The sequence below is a fragment of the Micromonospora sp. A202 genome (genome assembly GCF_006715105.1).
GTDB classification, from domain to species: domain Bacteria; phylum Actinomycetota; class Actinomycetes; order Mycobacteriales; family Micromonosporaceae; genus Micromonospora; species Micromonospora zamorensis.
Genome location: NZ_VFMP01000001.1, coordinates 5,411,449 through 5,426,042, shown reverse-complemented (window position 1 = coordinate 5,426,042; position 14,594 = coordinate 5,411,449). Strand labels below are relative to the sequence as shown.

The 14,594-nt window shown below is 70.4% G+C and carries 19 protein-coding genes; 9 read left to right on the top strand and 10 right to left on the bottom strand.

Going from position 1 to position 14,594, the window contains the following annotated elements; all coding sequences use genetic code 11:
* Positions 1–25: 25 nt before the first annotated feature.
* A complete protein-coding gene (locus FBZ33_RS25080; protein ID WP_141910893.1) occupies positions 26–1,372 on the bottom strand; it encodes an ABC transporter substrate-binding protein in 1,347 nt (448 codons plus the stop codon).
* Positions 1,373–1,622: 250 nt separating this feature from the next.
* Here FBZ33_RS25080 and FBZ33_RS25075 point away from each other — a divergent pair, with 250 nt between their 5' ends.
* Complete coding sequence (locus tag FBZ33_RS25075; RefSeq protein WP_141910892.1) at positions 1,623–2,396, top strand: M23 family metallopeptidase; 774 nt, start codon at positions 1,623–1,625, stop codon at positions 2,394–2,396.
* Between the two features lie 52 nt (positions 2,397–2,448).
* Here FBZ33_RS25075 and FBZ33_RS25070 read toward each other — a convergent pair whose 3' ends face one another.
* The 5 genes from FBZ33_RS25070 to FBZ33_RS25055 all read right to left on the bottom strand — a co-directional run bounded on the left by FBZ33_RS25070 (position 2,449) and on the right by FBZ33_RS25055 (position 4,913).
* Positions 2,449–2,943 carry a TspO/MBR family protein gene (locus FBZ33_RS25070; RefSeq protein WP_141910891.1) on the bottom strand — a complete coding sequence of 165 codons (495 nt, stop codon included), beginning with the start codon at positions 2,941–2,943 and terminating at the stop codon, positions 2,449–2,451.
* 192 nt (positions 2,944–3,135) lie between these two features.
* On the bottom strand, positions 3,136–3,279 hold the full coding sequence (locus FBZ33_RS32945; protein WP_007464364.1) for a GPGG-motif small membrane protein: 144 nt from the start codon (positions 3,277–3,279) through the stop codon (positions 3,136–3,138).
* On the bottom strand, positions 3,270–4,046 hold the full coding sequence (locus FBZ33_RS25065; RefSeq protein WP_088949848.1) for a metallophosphoesterase: 777 nt from the start codon (positions 4,044–4,046) through the stop codon (positions 3,270–3,272). The genes FBZ33_RS32945 and FBZ33_RS25065 overlap by 10 nt, the downstream gene beginning before the upstream one ends.
* A 10-nt stretch (positions 4,047–4,056) precedes the next feature.
* Positions 4,057–4,332 (bottom strand): hypothetical protein, encoded by a 276-nt coding sequence (locus FBZ33_RS25060; protein WP_088949847.1) that lies wholly within the window; start codon positions 4,330–4,332, stop codon positions 4,057–4,059.
* Complete coding sequence (locus tag FBZ33_RS25055; protein WP_088949846.1) at positions 4,329–4,913, bottom strand: nucleotidyltransferase; 585 nt, start codon at positions 4,911–4,913, stop codon at positions 4,329–4,331. The genes FBZ33_RS25060 and FBZ33_RS25055 overlap by 4 nt, the downstream gene beginning before the upstream one ends.
* A 181-nt stretch (positions 4,914–5,094) precedes the next feature.
* Between FBZ33_RS25055 and FBZ33_RS25050 the strand changes: the two genes are divergently transcribed.
* Positions 5,095–5,766 carry a thymidylate kinase gene (locus FBZ33_RS25050; protein ID WP_141912936.1) on the top strand — a complete coding sequence of 224 codons (672 nt, stop codon included), beginning with the start codon at positions 5,095–5,097 and terminating at the stop codon, positions 5,764–5,766.
* Here FBZ33_RS25050 and FBZ33_RS25045 read toward each other — a convergent pair.
* On the bottom strand, positions 5,751–6,440 hold the full coding sequence (locus FBZ33_RS25045) for an SDR family NAD(P)-dependent oxidoreductase (RefSeq protein ID WP_141910890.1): 690 nt from the start codon (positions 6,438–6,440) through the stop codon (positions 5,751–5,753). The two genes, FBZ33_RS25050 and FBZ33_RS25045, sit on opposite strands and share 16 nt — an antisense overlap.
* 113 nt (positions 6,441–6,553) lie before the next feature.
* On the opposite strand from FBZ33_RS25045, the gene FBZ33_RS25040 reads away from it, so the two are divergent.
* The 4 genes from FBZ33_RS25040 (at position 6,554) to FBZ33_RS25025 (ending at position 10,880) form a co-directional block, all read left to right on the top strand.
* Positions 6,554–7,570: an NAD-dependent epimerase/dehydratase family protein gene (locus tag FBZ33_RS25040; protein ID WP_141910889.1), complete on the top strand. Its 1,017-nt coding sequence runs from the start codon at positions 6,554–6,556 to the stop codon at positions 7,568–7,570.
* A gap of 73 nt (positions 7,571–7,643) precedes the next feature.
* Positions 7,644–8,558 (top strand): MurR/RpiR family transcriptional regulator, encoded by a 915-nt coding sequence (locus FBZ33_RS25035; protein WP_088949842.1) that lies wholly within the window; start codon positions 7,644–7,646, stop codon positions 8,556–8,558.
* On the top strand, positions 8,555–9,511 hold the full coding sequence (gene murQ, locus FBZ33_RS25030; RefSeq protein WP_088949841.1) for an N-acetylmuramic acid 6-phosphate etherase: 957 nt from the start codon (positions 8,555–8,557) through the stop codon (positions 9,509–9,511). The genes FBZ33_RS25035 and murQ overlap by 4 nt, the downstream gene beginning before the upstream one ends.
* A 379-nt stretch (positions 9,512–9,890) precedes the next feature.
* Positions 9,891–10,880, top strand: coding sequence for an RNA polymerase sigma factor RpoD/SigA (locus FBZ33_RS25025; RefSeq protein WP_088949840.1), 990 nt, complete (start codon positions 9,891–9,893; stop codon positions 10,878–10,880).
* Between the two features lie 70 nt (positions 10,881–10,950).
* Here FBZ33_RS25025 and FBZ33_RS25020 read toward each other — a convergent pair whose 3' ends face one another.
* Complete coding sequence (locus FBZ33_RS25020) at positions 10,951–11,928, bottom strand: C40 family peptidase (RefSeq protein ID WP_141910888.1); 978 nt, start codon at positions 11,926–11,928, stop codon at positions 10,951–10,953.
* A gap of 497 nt (positions 11,929–12,425) precedes the next feature.
* Here FBZ33_RS25020 and FBZ33_RS25015 point away from each other — a divergent pair, with 497 nt between their 5' ends.
* On the top strand, positions 12,426–12,947 hold the full coding sequence (locus FBZ33_RS25015; RefSeq protein ID WP_141910887.1) for a DUF6232 family protein: 522 nt from the start codon (positions 12,426–12,428) through the stop codon (positions 12,945–12,947).
* 48 nt (positions 12,948–12,995) lie between these two features.
* Here the strand turns inward: FBZ33_RS25015 and FBZ33_RS25010 are convergent, their stop codons facing one another.
* Together FBZ33_RS25010 and FBZ33_RS25005 are read right to left on the bottom strand one after the other, a co-directional pair.
* On the bottom strand, positions 12,996–13,325 hold the full coding sequence (locus tag FBZ33_RS25010; protein WP_088949837.1) for a DUF3817 domain-containing protein: 330 nt from the start codon (positions 13,323–13,325) through the stop codon (positions 12,996–12,998).
* A gap of 25 nt (positions 13,326–13,350) precedes the next feature.
* Complete coding sequence (locus FBZ33_RS25005) at positions 13,351–13,773, bottom strand: hypothetical protein (protein WP_185755406.1); 423 nt, start codon at positions 13,771–13,773, stop codon at positions 13,351–13,353.
* Positions 13,774–13,894: 121 nt separating this feature from the next.
* On the opposite strand from FBZ33_RS25005, the gene FBZ33_RS25000 reads away from it, so the two are divergent.
* Positions 13,895–14,236, top strand: coding sequence for a DUF6158 family protein (locus FBZ33_RS25000; protein WP_370453105.1), 342 nt, complete (start codon positions 13,895–13,897; stop codon positions 14,234–14,236).
* Positions 14,236–14,574, top strand: coding sequence for a hypothetical protein (locus tag FBZ33_RS24995; RefSeq protein ID WP_099848083.1), 339 nt, complete (start codon positions 14,236–14,238; stop codon positions 14,572–14,574). Before FBZ33_RS25000 ends, FBZ33_RS24995 begins: the two co-directional genes overlap by 1 nt.
* Positions 14,575–14,594 lie beyond the last annotated feature (20 nt).

Genomic DNA, 14,594 nt, shown 5'->3' with positions numbered 1-14,594 from the left:
GTCACGGGCCGGGCCACCGCCGGGATCACTTAGGCCAGCTGCTCTCGATGCCCTGGAGCACCGGGGCGGTCGCCTTGCCGTTCAGCCACTCGACCATGCCCTTCCAGAACGTTCCCGCGCCGACGGCTGCCGGCATCAGGTCGGAACCGTCGAAGCGGAAGGTGCCGCTCTTGTCCTGGAGGATCTGGACGGAGAGCTTGTCGATCGGGCTGGCCACGTTGGCGATGTCCAGCTTGTTGTTCGCCGTGACCCAGTTGCCGAGCTTCGCGCGGCTGTTGACGTACTCGGCCGAAGCCAGGTAGGTCTGCACCGCCTGGACCTCGGGACGGTCGGCGTAGCCGACGACGAACTCGCCCGCGCCCAGCACCGGCTTGCCCTTGGCGGGGTCGATGGCCGGGAAGTAGAAGGCGAACGCGTCGCCGTCCGCAGCCACCTTGGTGCCCTCGGGGAACTGGTTGGCGTAGAACGACGCCTGCCGGTGCATCGCGCACTTGCCGTTGGTGACCGGCACGCCCGCCTCCTGGAAGGAGGTGGTGGTGATGCTCTTGACGCCGCCGAAGCCGCCGTTCATGTACTTGTCGTTCTTGAGGATGGTGCCGGCGCGGTCGACCGCGTCGACGATCTTCGGGTCGTTGAACGGGATCCCGTGGGTGGTCCACTGGTCGTAGACCTCGGGACCCTGGGTCCGCAGGATCACGTCTTCGATCCAGTCGGTGGCCGGCCAGCCGGTGGCGTCACCGGACTCGACGCCCGCGCACCACGGCTTCATGCCACTGGCGGCGATCTTGTCGCTCAGGGCGATGAGCTGGTCCCAGGTGGTCGGAACCTCCCAGCCCTTCTCCTTGAACGTCTTCGGCGAGTACCACACGAAGGACTTGACGTTGGCGCCGAGCGGCACGCCGTAGAGCGTCCCGTTGACGGTGCCGTACTTCAGCCAGTCGGCCGGCATGTTCTGCTCGGCGAGGGCCTTGGTGTCGGCGCTCAGGGACTTCAGCTTGCCGGCGTCCGCGAAACGCTTCACGAGGCCGGGCTGCGGCACGAAGGCGATGTCGGGGGCGTTGCCGCCGTCGACCCGGACCGGGAGCTGCGCCTCGAACTCGCCGCTGCCCTCGTAGTCGATCTCGATGCCGGTGCACTTGGTGAAGTCCGACCAGGAGCGCTCGAGCAGGTCCGCCTCGGCGTCACGGATGGACGCGTAGATCGAGACCTTCTTGCCGTCGTGGCCCTCGTACTTGTCGTATGCGGCGCACTCCGAGGAGCCCGCGTTGTTGCTCTTCTTGTCGTCGCCGGTACCGCAGGCGGTGGCGCTGAGCGCCAGCCCGAGTACGCCGGCGATCACGAAGGCCTGGCGTGGTCTGGTAAAGACCGCCATGCCGTCCTCCTTCCTAGCCGGCGCGGTCGTGCTGGTGACCCGTCGCCGGTCCGATTGGGCGTGCACACATGTAAGCGCTTGCATCCGGTCCGGTCCACCCCCTGTCAGACACGAGCGAGTAACAATCCGGAAACCTGCGGGCTGCCTCGTGGGCGCGCTCCCGGGGCGGATCTCCGACTCTTTCGAAGATTGACGATATCTGTCAGGCTAGGGCCACCCCATCGAAGGTTTTCGACATAGGAGGAGCTGTATGCGAAAGCGGTGGATCAGCCTGCTGGTGGCGGGTGTGCTCGTCGGAGGAGTCCTGGCACCGGCCAGCCCGGCGCTGGCCGCGCCGACCTTCAAGGTGCCGTTCCCGTGCGGCCAGTCCTGGTCCGGGCAGACCCGATCGGGTCACAGCCCGGCGAACGCCGTCGACTTCAACCGCACCGACGATCAGGGCGACCCGGTGGTGGCGAGCGCGCCCGGCACCGTCGACCGCGTGACCGACCTCGGTGGCACCAGCTACGGCAAATACGTCCGGATCAACCACGGGGGCGGTTACAGCACCTACTACGCCCACCTCAACGGCTTCAACGTCTCCGTCGGGCAGACGGTCGGCTACGGCAAGGTGCTCGGCTGGGTCGGCACCACCGGCGGGTCGACCGGCCCGCACCTGCACTACGAGCAGCGCCTCGACGGCGCCGACATCAAGGTGCGCTTCAACGGCACCCTCGCCCTGTACTGGGGCACCAAGACCTACACCAGTAACAACGGGTGCTCCTCGGGCGGCGGCAACGGCACTGTCGACACCAGCGGCACCGCGCTGACCGTCCGCTCCGGCCCCGGCACCGGGTACGCCTCGGTGGGCACTGTCGCCGACGGCACGCGGGTGACCATCGCCTGCCAGACCAGCGGCACCACGGTCACCGGCACGTACGGCACCAGCTCGATCTGGGACCGGATCGGCAGCGGTCGGTTCATCGCCGACGCGTACGTGTACACCGGATCCGACGGATACATCCCCGGCGTGCCCCGCTGCTGACCTGGGGACGGCAACGGTCCCCGACGGGCGCCGCCGTCGGGGACCGGTCAGGTCAGGAGTTCAGCTGCCAGATCGACAGGTTCAGGGCGGCGGCGAAGGTGACCCAGGCCCAGTAGGGCAGCAGCAGCGCCGCCGCCACCCGCGACACCCGGGCGAACAGCACCACGGTGAGCCCGATCGCCAACCACATCACCACGATCTCGGCGAACGCCAGCCCATACTGCCCCGCGCCGAAGAACAGCGGGGTCCAGATGGCGTTGAGCACCAGTTGGGCGGTCCACGCCCAGAGGGCGGGGCCGAAGCCGACCCGCTGCCACACCAGCCAGGCGGCCACCGCGATCAGTGCGTAGAGCAGCGACCAGACCGGGCCGAACAGCCATGAGGGCGGTGCCCAGCTGGGCTGCTGGAGGCTCGCGTACTCGCCGGTCGTGCCCTGCACCCCCAGACCGCCGATCGCGGCCGCGACGAAGACGGCCGCCGCGAAGCCCACGAGAGCCCACCACCGCCGCTGGCCGGAGGTCCTCGACGCGTCCTGGGATGTCTCCATGGTCGAGATAATTTCCATCCAGCGTCAGGTCAAACCGGTGGTAGGGCGCACAAGACATCCGGCACCGTCATCAGGGGGTGGGAGCGCCCACAAGAAAGCGCCGGGATCGCCCCGGCCGGTGCTCCTGTCGGGAGGACGGAGCTCCGGTCGCGGCGACCCCGGCGGGTCCCGGTTTTTTAGGAGGTACGCACGCTAATTGAAGATGCTGACACCACCCGGGCCGACCAACAGCCCGACAACGATGAGGACGATGCCCCACAGGATCTGCCGGCGGAACAGCGCGAGGATGCCGGCGACCACGAGTACGACTGCGAGAATCCAGAGAATCAGCTCCATGACCTCTGACTACCCGACTGGCCGATCGGGGAAACCTGGTCGGTGTCGAGTTGATCGCCGACGTGGAAGACGCTGTACGCCTGCTTGATCACCGGGTGCGCGACGTTGCGGACGCGTACGCCGCCGGGGGTCGTGCCGCGCTCGGTGCCGGCGTGCGCGTGCCCGTGCAGGGCCAGCGCCGTGGGCGCCGAGTCGATCGCCTGCCCCAACTGGTACGAGCCGAGGAACGGGTAGATCTCCAACGGTTCACCGGCCAGCGTGTCCGGCACCGGGGAGTAGTGGGTGAGCGCGACCAGCATGTCGCAGTCCAGCGAACGGAGCGCCGTGCCGAGAGCCTCGGCGCTCTCGTTGGTGGTCCGGACGAACGCCTTCATCTCCGGCTCGCCGAAGTCGCTGGCGCACCGCCCGGCGAACCCGCCTCCGAAGCCCTTGACGCCGGCGATGCCGAGTCGACCGCCCGCGCAGTCCAGCACGACGCCGTTGCCTTCCAGCACGGTGATGCCCGCGTCCTCGAGGACCTTCACCACCTGCGGCACCTGGTCACACTGGTGGTCGTGGTTGCCCAGCACGGTCACCACCGGCACGGCCAAACCACCGAACTCCTCCGCCACGCAGCGCGCCTCGGCCTCGGTGCCGTGCCGGGTCAGGTCCCCGGCCAGCAGCAGCACGTCGGCGCACTCCGGCAACTCCTCCAACGCGGGGCGGAACCGGCCGACCACGTCCTCGTCCAGATGTACGTCGCCCACGGCGGCGATCCGGATCACCATGGAACCTCCCTCAGGGCAGTTGCTCGATCTCCGTGGGCGCCTCGACGCGGATCACCCCGATGTCGCTCGTGATCGGGACGTCCGGGAAGCGCTCGGACACCCGACGCAGGATCTCCTCGCGCCGGTGTGGGCTCTCCACCTCGCCGTAGAGCACGATGGCGCGTTCCCGCCGCACCACGGTGATCCCCTGTTCGGCGACGGCGGGGTCCTCGGCGAGGAGCCGTTGGATCTCCGCCTCGACGTACTCGTCCGGTGGCCCGGCGCCAATGTCGCGTTGGTGGGTCACGATGTCCCCTCTCCGGTCGGGGTGCCGGCGGCCGGCACCACCTCCAGCCGGTCCAGCAGCACCAGGAACGCCTCGGCGTACGGCGAGTGCTCCGTCTCCTTGCGTACCCGTTCCCAGTCGATCTGCTCCCGCAGGGAGCGGGCCAGCGGCAGGCCGCGGGCGAAGTCGCAGTAGTGCTGGGAGAAGCTGAGCAGTTTGTGCACCATCAGCTGGGAGGCGGACAGGACCGGCATCTGGATCGCGTCCACCGGCCGGATGACCGTGTCGGCGAACGTCTCCTCCGTCACCGGTGTCTCGATCGGCCGGTGGATCAGATCCACCATCCGGCCGTCGTCGAAGACCTTGACCAGCCAGTCCTCCGGGGGGCGCTCGGCGACGAACCCGGCGGCGACCAGGGCCTCCAGTGCCTTCTCCACGTCGACCTCCCGGATCAGGAAGTCGACGTCGTGCTCGCTGGAGTGGCCCCCGTGGGCGTAGACGGCGAAGCTGCCGCCCAGGGCGAACGGGATCTCGGACTGCTTGAGCACGGCGGCGACCTTCTTGAGGGTGTGCACCAGACTCTCGTCTCCGCGCTCAGCCATCTGGTTCTCCCGTCGTCGTGTTGGTGGACCGGCGGTTGGATACGAACTCCGGTACCCGGCATTCCGGTCGGCCACACCTGCGGGTGTCCCGGTCGGGTGTCAACAGGGATAAACCATCACATACCTCACGGGTCGGGTGCGTGGGTCGGATAACCTGTCGAGGGTGGCCAGATCATCGGGGATGCGACGACGCAGGGCCCGGTTGCGCACTGTCGCCCTCATCGGCATCGACGGCTCGGGCAAGACCACTCAGGCTCACCGACTGGCCGACGCGCTGACCGCGGCCGGCCGCCCCGCGAAATACCGCCGCAACGCCAGCGGCCGTCGTTGGCTCGGCCGGCTCGCCAACCGGCTCGGACGGCCCGACGCCCAGCGACTGGTCGGGCGCGACGGTGTGCTGGCGGTGGAGTCCGTGCTGCGCTGGCTCGCCATCGCCGTAGCCCTGATCAGCTGTCTGCTCACCGGCCGGACGGCGGTGATGGACCGTTACTCGGCCTGCCAGTACGCGAGCATTCGGGCCCACGGTGGGCAACGCTGGGAACGGCTCGCACGGGCCGGGTACCGGCTCTTTCCGACGCCGCAGGTGACCTTCCTGCTGGCCGTGGACCCGGCGGAGGCGTACCGGCGCATCGAGGAACGCGGCACCGATCATGAGACGATGGGCTGGCTGACCGCGGCGGACACCGCCTACCGGGCCCTGCCCGAATACCCGAGCTTCGTGCTGGTGGACGCGGGCCGTACGGCCGAGGAGGTCACCGAGCAGATCCAGGCGCACCTGGAGACCTGGCTGCCAGCGTCCTCCAGGGCGGCACCCGGTGAGGTGCCCCCGCTGGTGACTCAGGCCCGTCCGTAGACCGGAACGGTGGCACCGCTGGTCGGGGCCGACTCCTCCGACGCGAGGAAACGGATCACCGATGCGATCTCGGCCGGCGCGACCCAACGGGAGTGGTCGGCGTCGGGCTGGGCGGCCCGGTTGGCCGGGGTGTCGATGACGCTGGGCAGCACGGTGTTGCAGCGGACGTTGCGGGGCCGGTATTCCACCGCGACCGCGTTGGCGAAGGCCAGCACCCCGGCCTTGGCCGTCACGTAACCGGCCGCGCCGGCGAACGGGGCGACCGCCGCGCGGGCCGAGACGCACACCACCGCGCCACCACCGGCCGCCACCAGATGCGGCAACGCGGCCTGGGTGACCAGGTAGGTGGGCCGCAGGTTGACGGTGAGCATCCGCTCGAAGACCTCGATCGGGGTCTCGTGCACCAGACCTTCGCTGGCGTACCCGCCGACGAGGTTGACCACGGCCCGCAGGGGCGCCGCCGGGTCGCCGGCGGCGGCCTCGACCGCCCGCGTCGCGCCAGCCGGATCGCTGAGGTCCGCGACCAGCCGGAGCACCCCCGCCGCCGGCTCCGAACCGGGACGGGCTTCCCGCTCGGGTACGACCACCCGCCAGCCCGCCTCGACGAACGCGGCGACGGCCGCCCCGCCGAGCCCGCCAGCCCCTCCGGTCACCAACACGCTGCGCTCCGCCATGCGCCTCACGCTAGCGTCCCGTCCGGCCGGCGCCTGCCGGTGCTCCACAGCCGACGCTCTGCCCAGAGCAGAGTGGCTGGCCGAACCGCCTACCGGCAGCGCAGGATCGGCGGATGCGGATCCTCATTCTCGGTGGCACCCGGTTCCTCGGTCGGGCGGTGGCGCAGCTCGCCCTCGACCAGGGCCACGACGTGACCTGCGCGGCCCGGGGCGTCTCCGGCGTCGTGCCGGCCGGGGCCCGGTTCGTGCCGGTCGACCGCGACGACCCGGACGCCCTGGTGCCGCTCGCCGACGACGGCTTCGACGCTGTGGTCGACGTGACCCGCCAGGTCAGTCACGCGCGGCACGCGCTCTCCGCACTCGCCGACCAGGTGGGCCACTGGTCCTTCGTGTCGACGATCTCGGTGTACGCGGACAACACCACCCCCGGCCAGACCGCCGCGGACGCACCGGTGCTGCCGGCCGCCCCGGCGGACGTGGACGGTCCGGTCGGCCCGGACCACCGCTGGTACGGCGAGTGCAAGGTGAGCATCGAGCAGGCGGTCCGGGAGCGGGTGGGCGTGGACCGCTCGTTCATCTGCCGAGCGGGCCTGATCGTCGGTGCCGAGGACCCGAGCGACCGCTTTCCGTACTGGGTGCGGCGCCTGTCGGCCGGCGGAGAGGTTCTCGCGCCCGGACGGCCGACCGACCGGGTGCAGTTCGTGGACGTCGCCGATCTGGCGGGTTGGTTGCTGCACGCCGCCGGCACCCGCCTCAGCGGCACGTACGACGGCACCGGGCCGGCGATGACACGGGCGGACCTGCTGGCCGGGGTGGCCGCCGGGCTGGACGCACCGGAGCCCGTCCTGACCTGGGTGGATCAGGAGTTCCTGGCGTCCCACGACGTTCGCGAGTGGTCGGGGGAGCGGGCGCTGCCGCTGTGGGTGCGGCTGCCGGAGTCCGGCGGCCTGATGGACCGCGACGCCCGACCGGCTCTGGACGCCGGGCTGGCGGTCCGTCCGTTGCCTGACACCGTTCGGGCGACCGCGTCCTGGATGGCAGCGCAGCCGGCCGCCGTACGGCAGGGTGGTCTCGACCCGGCGGATGAGGCGGCGGTCCTGCGGGAGTGGCAGGCTGTGCTGGACCGGTGATCCCGGCTGCCGACACTTTCCCTACCGGACAGTCATAGTTGACGCTCACGCTTGGTGAAAGTAAGTTTCACCCGTGGCGAAGAGTCCGAAGATTTCTGCGAGTCAGGAGCCCGGTGGGCTGATCGTCCACATCAGCGGGCTGTTGCCGTCGCTGTCGCCCGCCGAGCAGCGGGTTGCCCGACTGGTCGTGTCCGATCCGGCCGCTGCGGCCCGGCGGACCATCACCGACCTCGCCACCGCAGCGGAGACATCCGAGGCGACCGTCATCCGGTTCTGCCGTTCGGTGGGCATGGACGGTTACCCGCAACTGCGCATCCGCCTCGCCGCCGAGGCCGCTCGCCGGATCGAGCCGCCGGACGCCCGGGTGGTCGGTGGTGACATCCCGCCCGGCGCCGACCTCGCCCAGATCATCGCCACCATCGCGTTCAACGACGCCCGAGCGGTCGAGGAGACCGCCGAGCAGCTCGACCCCGCCGTCTGTGAGCAGGTGGTCGAGGCGATCAGTGGCGCCGGTCGGATCGACATCTACGGCGCCGGCGCCAGCGGCTTCGTCGCCTCCGACTTCCAGCAGAAGCTGCACCGCATCGGCCGGATCGCCTTCTACTTCCCGGACGTGCACACCGCGTTGACCTCGGCCGCCCTCCTCGGTCGGGGCGACGTGGCGATCGGCATCTCGCACACCGGCACCACCTCCGATGTGATCGAGGTGCTGGAGCAGGCCCGCACCCGGGGTGCCGTCACCGTGGCACTGACCAACTTCCCGCGTTCGCCGATCACCGACGTCGCGGACTTCGTGTTGACCACGGCGGCCCGCGAAACCACCTACCGCTCCGGCGCGACGGCCAGCCGGCTGGCCCAGCTCACCGTCGTCGACTGCCTCTTCGTGGGGGTGGCCGCCCGCAACCGGGCCCGGGCACGCAAGGCACTGGAGGCGACTGCCGAGGCGGTCCAGTCGCACCGGGTGGGTGCCAACCGGAGGCGGGCATGACGGCAGGTGCGGTGGAGCCGGACGAGGACGTGCCAGCACCGCCCGCCCGGCCGACGGTCCGGGTGGGTGCGCCCACCGAGCGGCGCAACCCGCTCAGCGTCGACCTCGACCTGATGTCGACCCGGGACGTCCTCACCGTGATCAACGAGGCGGACCGGCGGGTGCCGGCCGCGGTCGCAGCGGTGCTCGACGAGATCGCCACCACCGTCGACCTGGCGGTTGCGGCCCTGCGCGGCGGTCACCGGGTGCACTACTTCGGCGCCGGCACGTCCGGCCGCCTGGGAGTGCTCGACGCGGCCGAGCTCGCGCCCACCTTCAACTCGCCCCGGCACTGGTTCTGCTCCCACCTCGCAGGTGGCCCGGACGCCATGTGGCGGGCCGTGGAGGACGCCGAGGACGACGAGCGGGGCGGCGCGGTCGAGGCGGCCGGTTGTGTGCGCGCCGGTGACCTGGTGGTCGGTCTGGCGGCCAGCGGACGCACCCCGTACGTCCTCGGGGCGCTCGCCTCGGCCCGGGCCAAGGGTGCTTCGACGGTGCTGCTCTGCGCCAATCCGGAGGCGGAGGCCGCTCGCTCGGTCGACGTGTTCATCGGGGTGGACACCGGACCCGAGGTGGTTACCGGGTCGACCCGGATGAAGGCGGGCACCGCACAGAAGTTGGTGCTCAACACCTTCTCGACCGCCGTCATGGTGCGTCTGGGCCGGGTCTACTCGAACCTCATGATCGATATGGTCGCCACCAACGCGAAGCTCCGGGGACGAATGATCTCGATTCTGGTCGAGGCCACCGGCTGCTCCGAGCAGGTCTCCCAGCAGGCCCTCTCCGCCGCCGACGGTGACCTGAAGACGGCGCTCGTCTCCCTGGTGTCCGGCGCCGAGGTGGACGCCGCCCGGGCCGCACTGGCACGCTCCGCCGACCAGGTCCGCGGCGCCCTCGCCCTGCTCGCCTCCTGACCCCGCCCGGTCCACCGGGAAGCGAACCGGGCTTCGGATTGTTCATCAGGCCGGGGGGTAATAACACTCCCGATGGATGAACCGACCGGTCCGCCGGTGCGTATCAGCCAGTGACCAGGATCGCAGCAGGGTGGTGACCCGGGTCGCTGTGCCCCCGGGCCGGCGGTGTTGCCATGGTCGGTGACCCGTGCGTGGCGCCCAGCGTAGAGCCGCCAGACGGGGTCCTGACAGCAAACATGGACCGTGCTCTCAGCTACTACTCAGGCATTCGTGACACTTTCGACTCACGAGACGGAATCCCCGACACGTCTCATCTGTTGTGTAGGTGTCAGCACCGATGGGCACAGCAGAAGTTACCAGGGGCTGACGGACGTGGGGAATGGCAAGGAACCGGGCAACCGGCGCGAGCGAGGGGACCGTGGGCAACGTGGACAAGAACATCGGCATGCGAACCGACGAGGTTGCCGAGGAGCGCGACCTGGTCGGCGTCTACCTGCACGAGATCTCCCGGACGCCACTGCTGGACGCCGCCAAGGAGGTCGATCTCTCCAAGGCGATCGAGGCGGGCCTCTACGCCGAGCACCTGCTCGGTGAGGACGCCCTCCCCGCCGGTGTCGACCGGGCCGACCTGGAGTGGCTGGTCGTCGAGGGAGAGCGGGCGAAGGACCTCTTCATCCGCGCCAACCTCCGACTGGTCGTATCGATCGCCCGCCGCTACGTGCGCTCGGGCATGCCCATGCTGGACCTGATCCAGGAGGGCAACACCGGCCTGGTCCGGGCGGTCGAGAAGTTCGACTACGAGCGTGGTTACAAGTTCTCCACCTACGCGACCTGGTGGATTCGCCAGGCGATCAGCCGGGCGATCGCCCAGCAGGAGCGCACCGTCCGTCTGCCGGTGCACCTGGTGGAGGACGTCAACCGGATGCGCAACGTGGCCCGGCAGTTGACCCGTGAGCTGGGCGCCGACCCGGAGCCGGAGCAGATCGCCGCCGCCCTCGGCGTCACCGTCGAGCGGGTCAACGAGCTGCGCCGCTGGTCGCAGGACACCGTCTCGCTGGACACCCCGGTGGGCGACGACGGTGACACCAAGCTCGGCGACCTGGTCGCCGACAGTGACGCGCCGTCGCCGGAGGACATCGTCCTCAGCGGTCTGGAGCGGCAGCGCATCGAGGGCCTGCTCAACCACCTCGACGACCGGTCGGCGGGCATCATGCGGGCCCGCTACGGCCTGGAGGACGGCCGGGAGCACTCGCTCACCGAGGTCGCTTCCCGGTTCTCGCTTTCCCGCGAGCGGATCCGACAGTTGGAGATCCAGGCTCTCGGTCGGCTGCGTGAGCTGGCCCGGGCCGAGGGGCTGCAGGCAGCCTGACCTGGTAGTAATGACGGCGAACGGCCGGCGTCCGATAGGGGGACGCCGGCCGTTCGCCGTATTCGTCTGCCTAGCGGACCCGACCGTAGCCCTGGATGGGCATCATGTTCATGCCCCGCTTGAGCACGTTGCGACCGGCGCTCGGCGCGTCGATCACCTGGCCGTCGCCCACGTAGAGGGCGACATGCCCGAGCCCGCTGTAGAACACCAGGTCGCCTGGGCGTAGGTCGCCCCGGCCGATGTGCGCGACGGCACTCCACTGCATCCGGGTGTTGTGTGGCAGCGACTTTCCGGCCGCCCGCCAGGCCGCCGAGGTGAGCCCGGAACAGTCGTAGCCGTTGGGCCCGTCGGCTGCCCAGACGTACGGCTTGCCCAGCGCGCCGAACGCGTAGCGCACCGCGGCCCCGGCGTCACCTGCCACCGCGGGCACGTTCCTGGCCTCGGTCACCGCGGCCTTGGGTTCGGGTCGCTCGGTGGCCGCCCCGTACGCCTGCTGGCGCAGCTCGTACAGTCTGGCCAGGTCCTGCTCGATCCGCTTCTTGCCTGCCGCGAGCTCACGGGCCTGTGCGGCCTGCCGGGTCAGTGTCGCGTCCAGGCGGGACTTCTCGTCGAGCAGCCGCCGCTGGTCAGCGGTGTAGCTGGAGATGCTCTCCTGCCGCTGGCGGGTCAGTTGGTCGAGCGTGCCGAGGCGGTCCAGGAGCGCGGTGGCACCCTCGGCGCGCAGCAGGGCGTCCGCGGTCCGCAGGCCGCCGGTCTTGTACGCGGTGCTGGCCAGCTTGGCCACGTCGGCCTGGCTCTGCTTGGCCTGCTCTTCGAGTGGGCCGATGCGGGCCTGTAATCGGGCCGCTGCGGCCTCGTTGGTCTTGATCTCCTCACGCAGCTTGTTGTACGACTCGACGACCCGCTCCAACTCGGTCGAGGACGTCTCGATCCGGCGGGTCAGGTCGGCGGGGGACGGCTCGGCGCGAGCCACCGCCGTCGGGGCGATCAGCGCGGCCGACATGCCGGCCAGCGCCACGGTGCGCAGCAGGTTTCTCAGGGATGACAAGAGCAGAAGGCCCCTCTCCCACGGCCGTCGGGGCTGCTGATGCCCTCGGCGACACCGGCCGGGGCCACCCGGGGCGGACGGCACTGGGCCGGACCGGCTCGCCCAACCTAACCCGGGACGGATGTTGCTCGCGGTTGAAGCTGGGGCGAATGTTGGCGAAGTGGCCAGTCGTACCGCTGCGCTGGGTGGCGTCATCGTGGCTGTTGACGCCTGACAGGGAGGGAGTATCGCCCTTTTGGTGCCCAACTGACGGAAATGCGACTTTCGTCGTTCCGGGCGTATGCCGCCGGAGACCCGCCCCCCATAACCGATAAAACCTGAAATGGATGCTGTTTCTCGACGATGTCCTGCGGTTGGGGGAGCTGTCGAGAGTCCGCAAATGCCCAGGCCGGCTGGCGTTCTCCCAACACAATGTGAACGGAGCCGGGAATCCCGTCGACCGGTAGCGATGTCATTCAGCGGGTCATCTCGGCCAACCGTCCCCCGCGGGAGGAACCGTGAATCGTGAAGGCGCAGGAACGAGGCCGCCGCGAACGGTGCCGGGCGCCCGGTCAACCCTGCTGTACGCACGGCCCGGCATCATCGTGACCGTCGACCGGTTCACCGCCGGTCGAACCAGCTACCAGGTCGCCGACCTGACCCATCTGCGGACCACCCGGGGCCCGCACGACCGGATCGCCGTGCGGGCCGTGGTCATCACCGCCAGCATGCTCGGCGGTGTCGGGCTGTTGCTCGGCTTCACCGGAGGTCTGCACCGCCTGACCGCCGGGGCGTACCTCATCCTGGGTGCGGTGTTCCTGCTTCCGGCCGCGCTCGCCCTGGTGGGCGATCGCTGGCGCCCACCGCCCTACGAGCTGTGGGGGTGGTACCGGGGAACGGAGATGCTGCTGTTCACCGCCGACGACGAACGGCAGTTCGGCCAGGTCACGCGGGCACTGTTACGGGCCCGGGAAGTCAACCGCTACGGCGGCTGGGTCGATCCGCTCGCGTCGGCCGACCCGTGGCGACCCAGTCGTTGACCTGACGGCGGTGGGCCGGCGCCGAGCTGGCGTCGGCCCAGCGGCCACTTAGCGGGCGACCGGCTCCGGAGCCCGCTGCTCCTGCGGCGCGGCCAGCCAGGAGCTGACCCGGCGCTCGGCGTAGAACGAGACGAACGGCACAGTGCCGGCCAGCATCACCAGCAGCATCCGCTTCAGCGGCCAGTCCGCGCGGCGGCTCAGGTCGAACGCGGCCACCAGATAGATCATGTAGAGGAAGCCGTGCGCCGGCCCGATCGTCTCGACCACGACCGCGTTGTCGAACACGTACTTCAGGGGCATGCCGATCACGACCAACATGATCAGCACCACGCCCACGATCCAGGCGATCACGCGGTACCGGGTAAGGGCAGCGCCCACCGTCGTCCGTCCTTCCGAACCCGGCTCAGCCGGGATAGTCACCGGGCCGGGCGCCCGGATTGGCGTTCAACCATGACAGGTAGTGGTTGTAGGCGGCCAGGTCGTTGTCCTGGACGGCATCGTCGCTGACCGGCACCCGGGAGACCCGCACCGGTCGGCGCACCGCCGGGCGGGAACCCGTGGTGACAGCCGGCTCCGGCGCGACAGCCGGGTCCGCCGGTGGCGCGTCGGCCTCCGCCGCCCGGTTGCGGGCCAACTTCACCTCGCGCCACCACACGTAGACCACGAAGCCGGCGAAGATCGGCCACTCGACCGCGTACCCCCAGCTCAGGCTGTTGCCGGCCGCGGCTCGGCTGACCTGCCACCAACCCAGCCCGAGGAAACCCACGGTCAGCACGACCATGGCCACGTGGCGCGCGATCCACGCCGGGGTCCAGAGCCGCCTCATGGCATCGAGGGTACCGGGGACGGCGCCGGTCTCCGACACCGTGTCGTAGCTGACGCGGGTTTGGCGTTCCCGCGCCTGGGCAATCGTCTAGACGCCAGCCCAAACGAGATCAAGGGGGGCGATCATGACCGGATCGGTACGTGAGGACGGCTTTGCGTCCAGCGGCAGCAGCGACATGAGCCCGGAGCAGCGGGTGCCCGAGTGGGGCGGCGACGACCTCGCCGACCCGGCCGGCTCCACGGGCCTCGACGGCGATCTGCCGGGCATCGACCCGACGGAGTTGACCGACGAGGATCTGATCCGCGAGATGCACAGCCTGCACCGCACCCGCCTCGACACCCTGCGGCACGCGTCGGATTCCGCGCTCGCCAACCACCTGCGACGTACGGCGGAGCTCGAGACCGAGTACCTGGCCCGCCACCCGGGCCGGGAGGTCGACCCCAGCCGCCTGCGGGACGCCTGATGCCGGCGCGCGCCGTGCGCGGCATGTCCGCGCCACCCGAGGTGGTCTTCAACACGGCCACCGATCCGGACCGCGCCTCCGCCTGGCTGCCGGAGCCGCTTCGCGGCGACGGCAGCCCCGCCGCCGAGATCAATGGCGAGGAGTTGCGGGCCCGCTGGGGTGACGGCGACGGCGACGACTGGTCCGCCGAGATCCGGGTGGAGCCCGCGGATTCCGGCGGCGCCCGGATCCAGCTCGACCTGGCCGACGGCTCGGGAGGGGCGGGCCCGGACCAGTTGGCCGACGAAGCGCTCACCAACCTGGCACGCGAGGTCGCCGACAACCTCCAGGCCGGCTGAGCCGGCCACGCGGGACACCA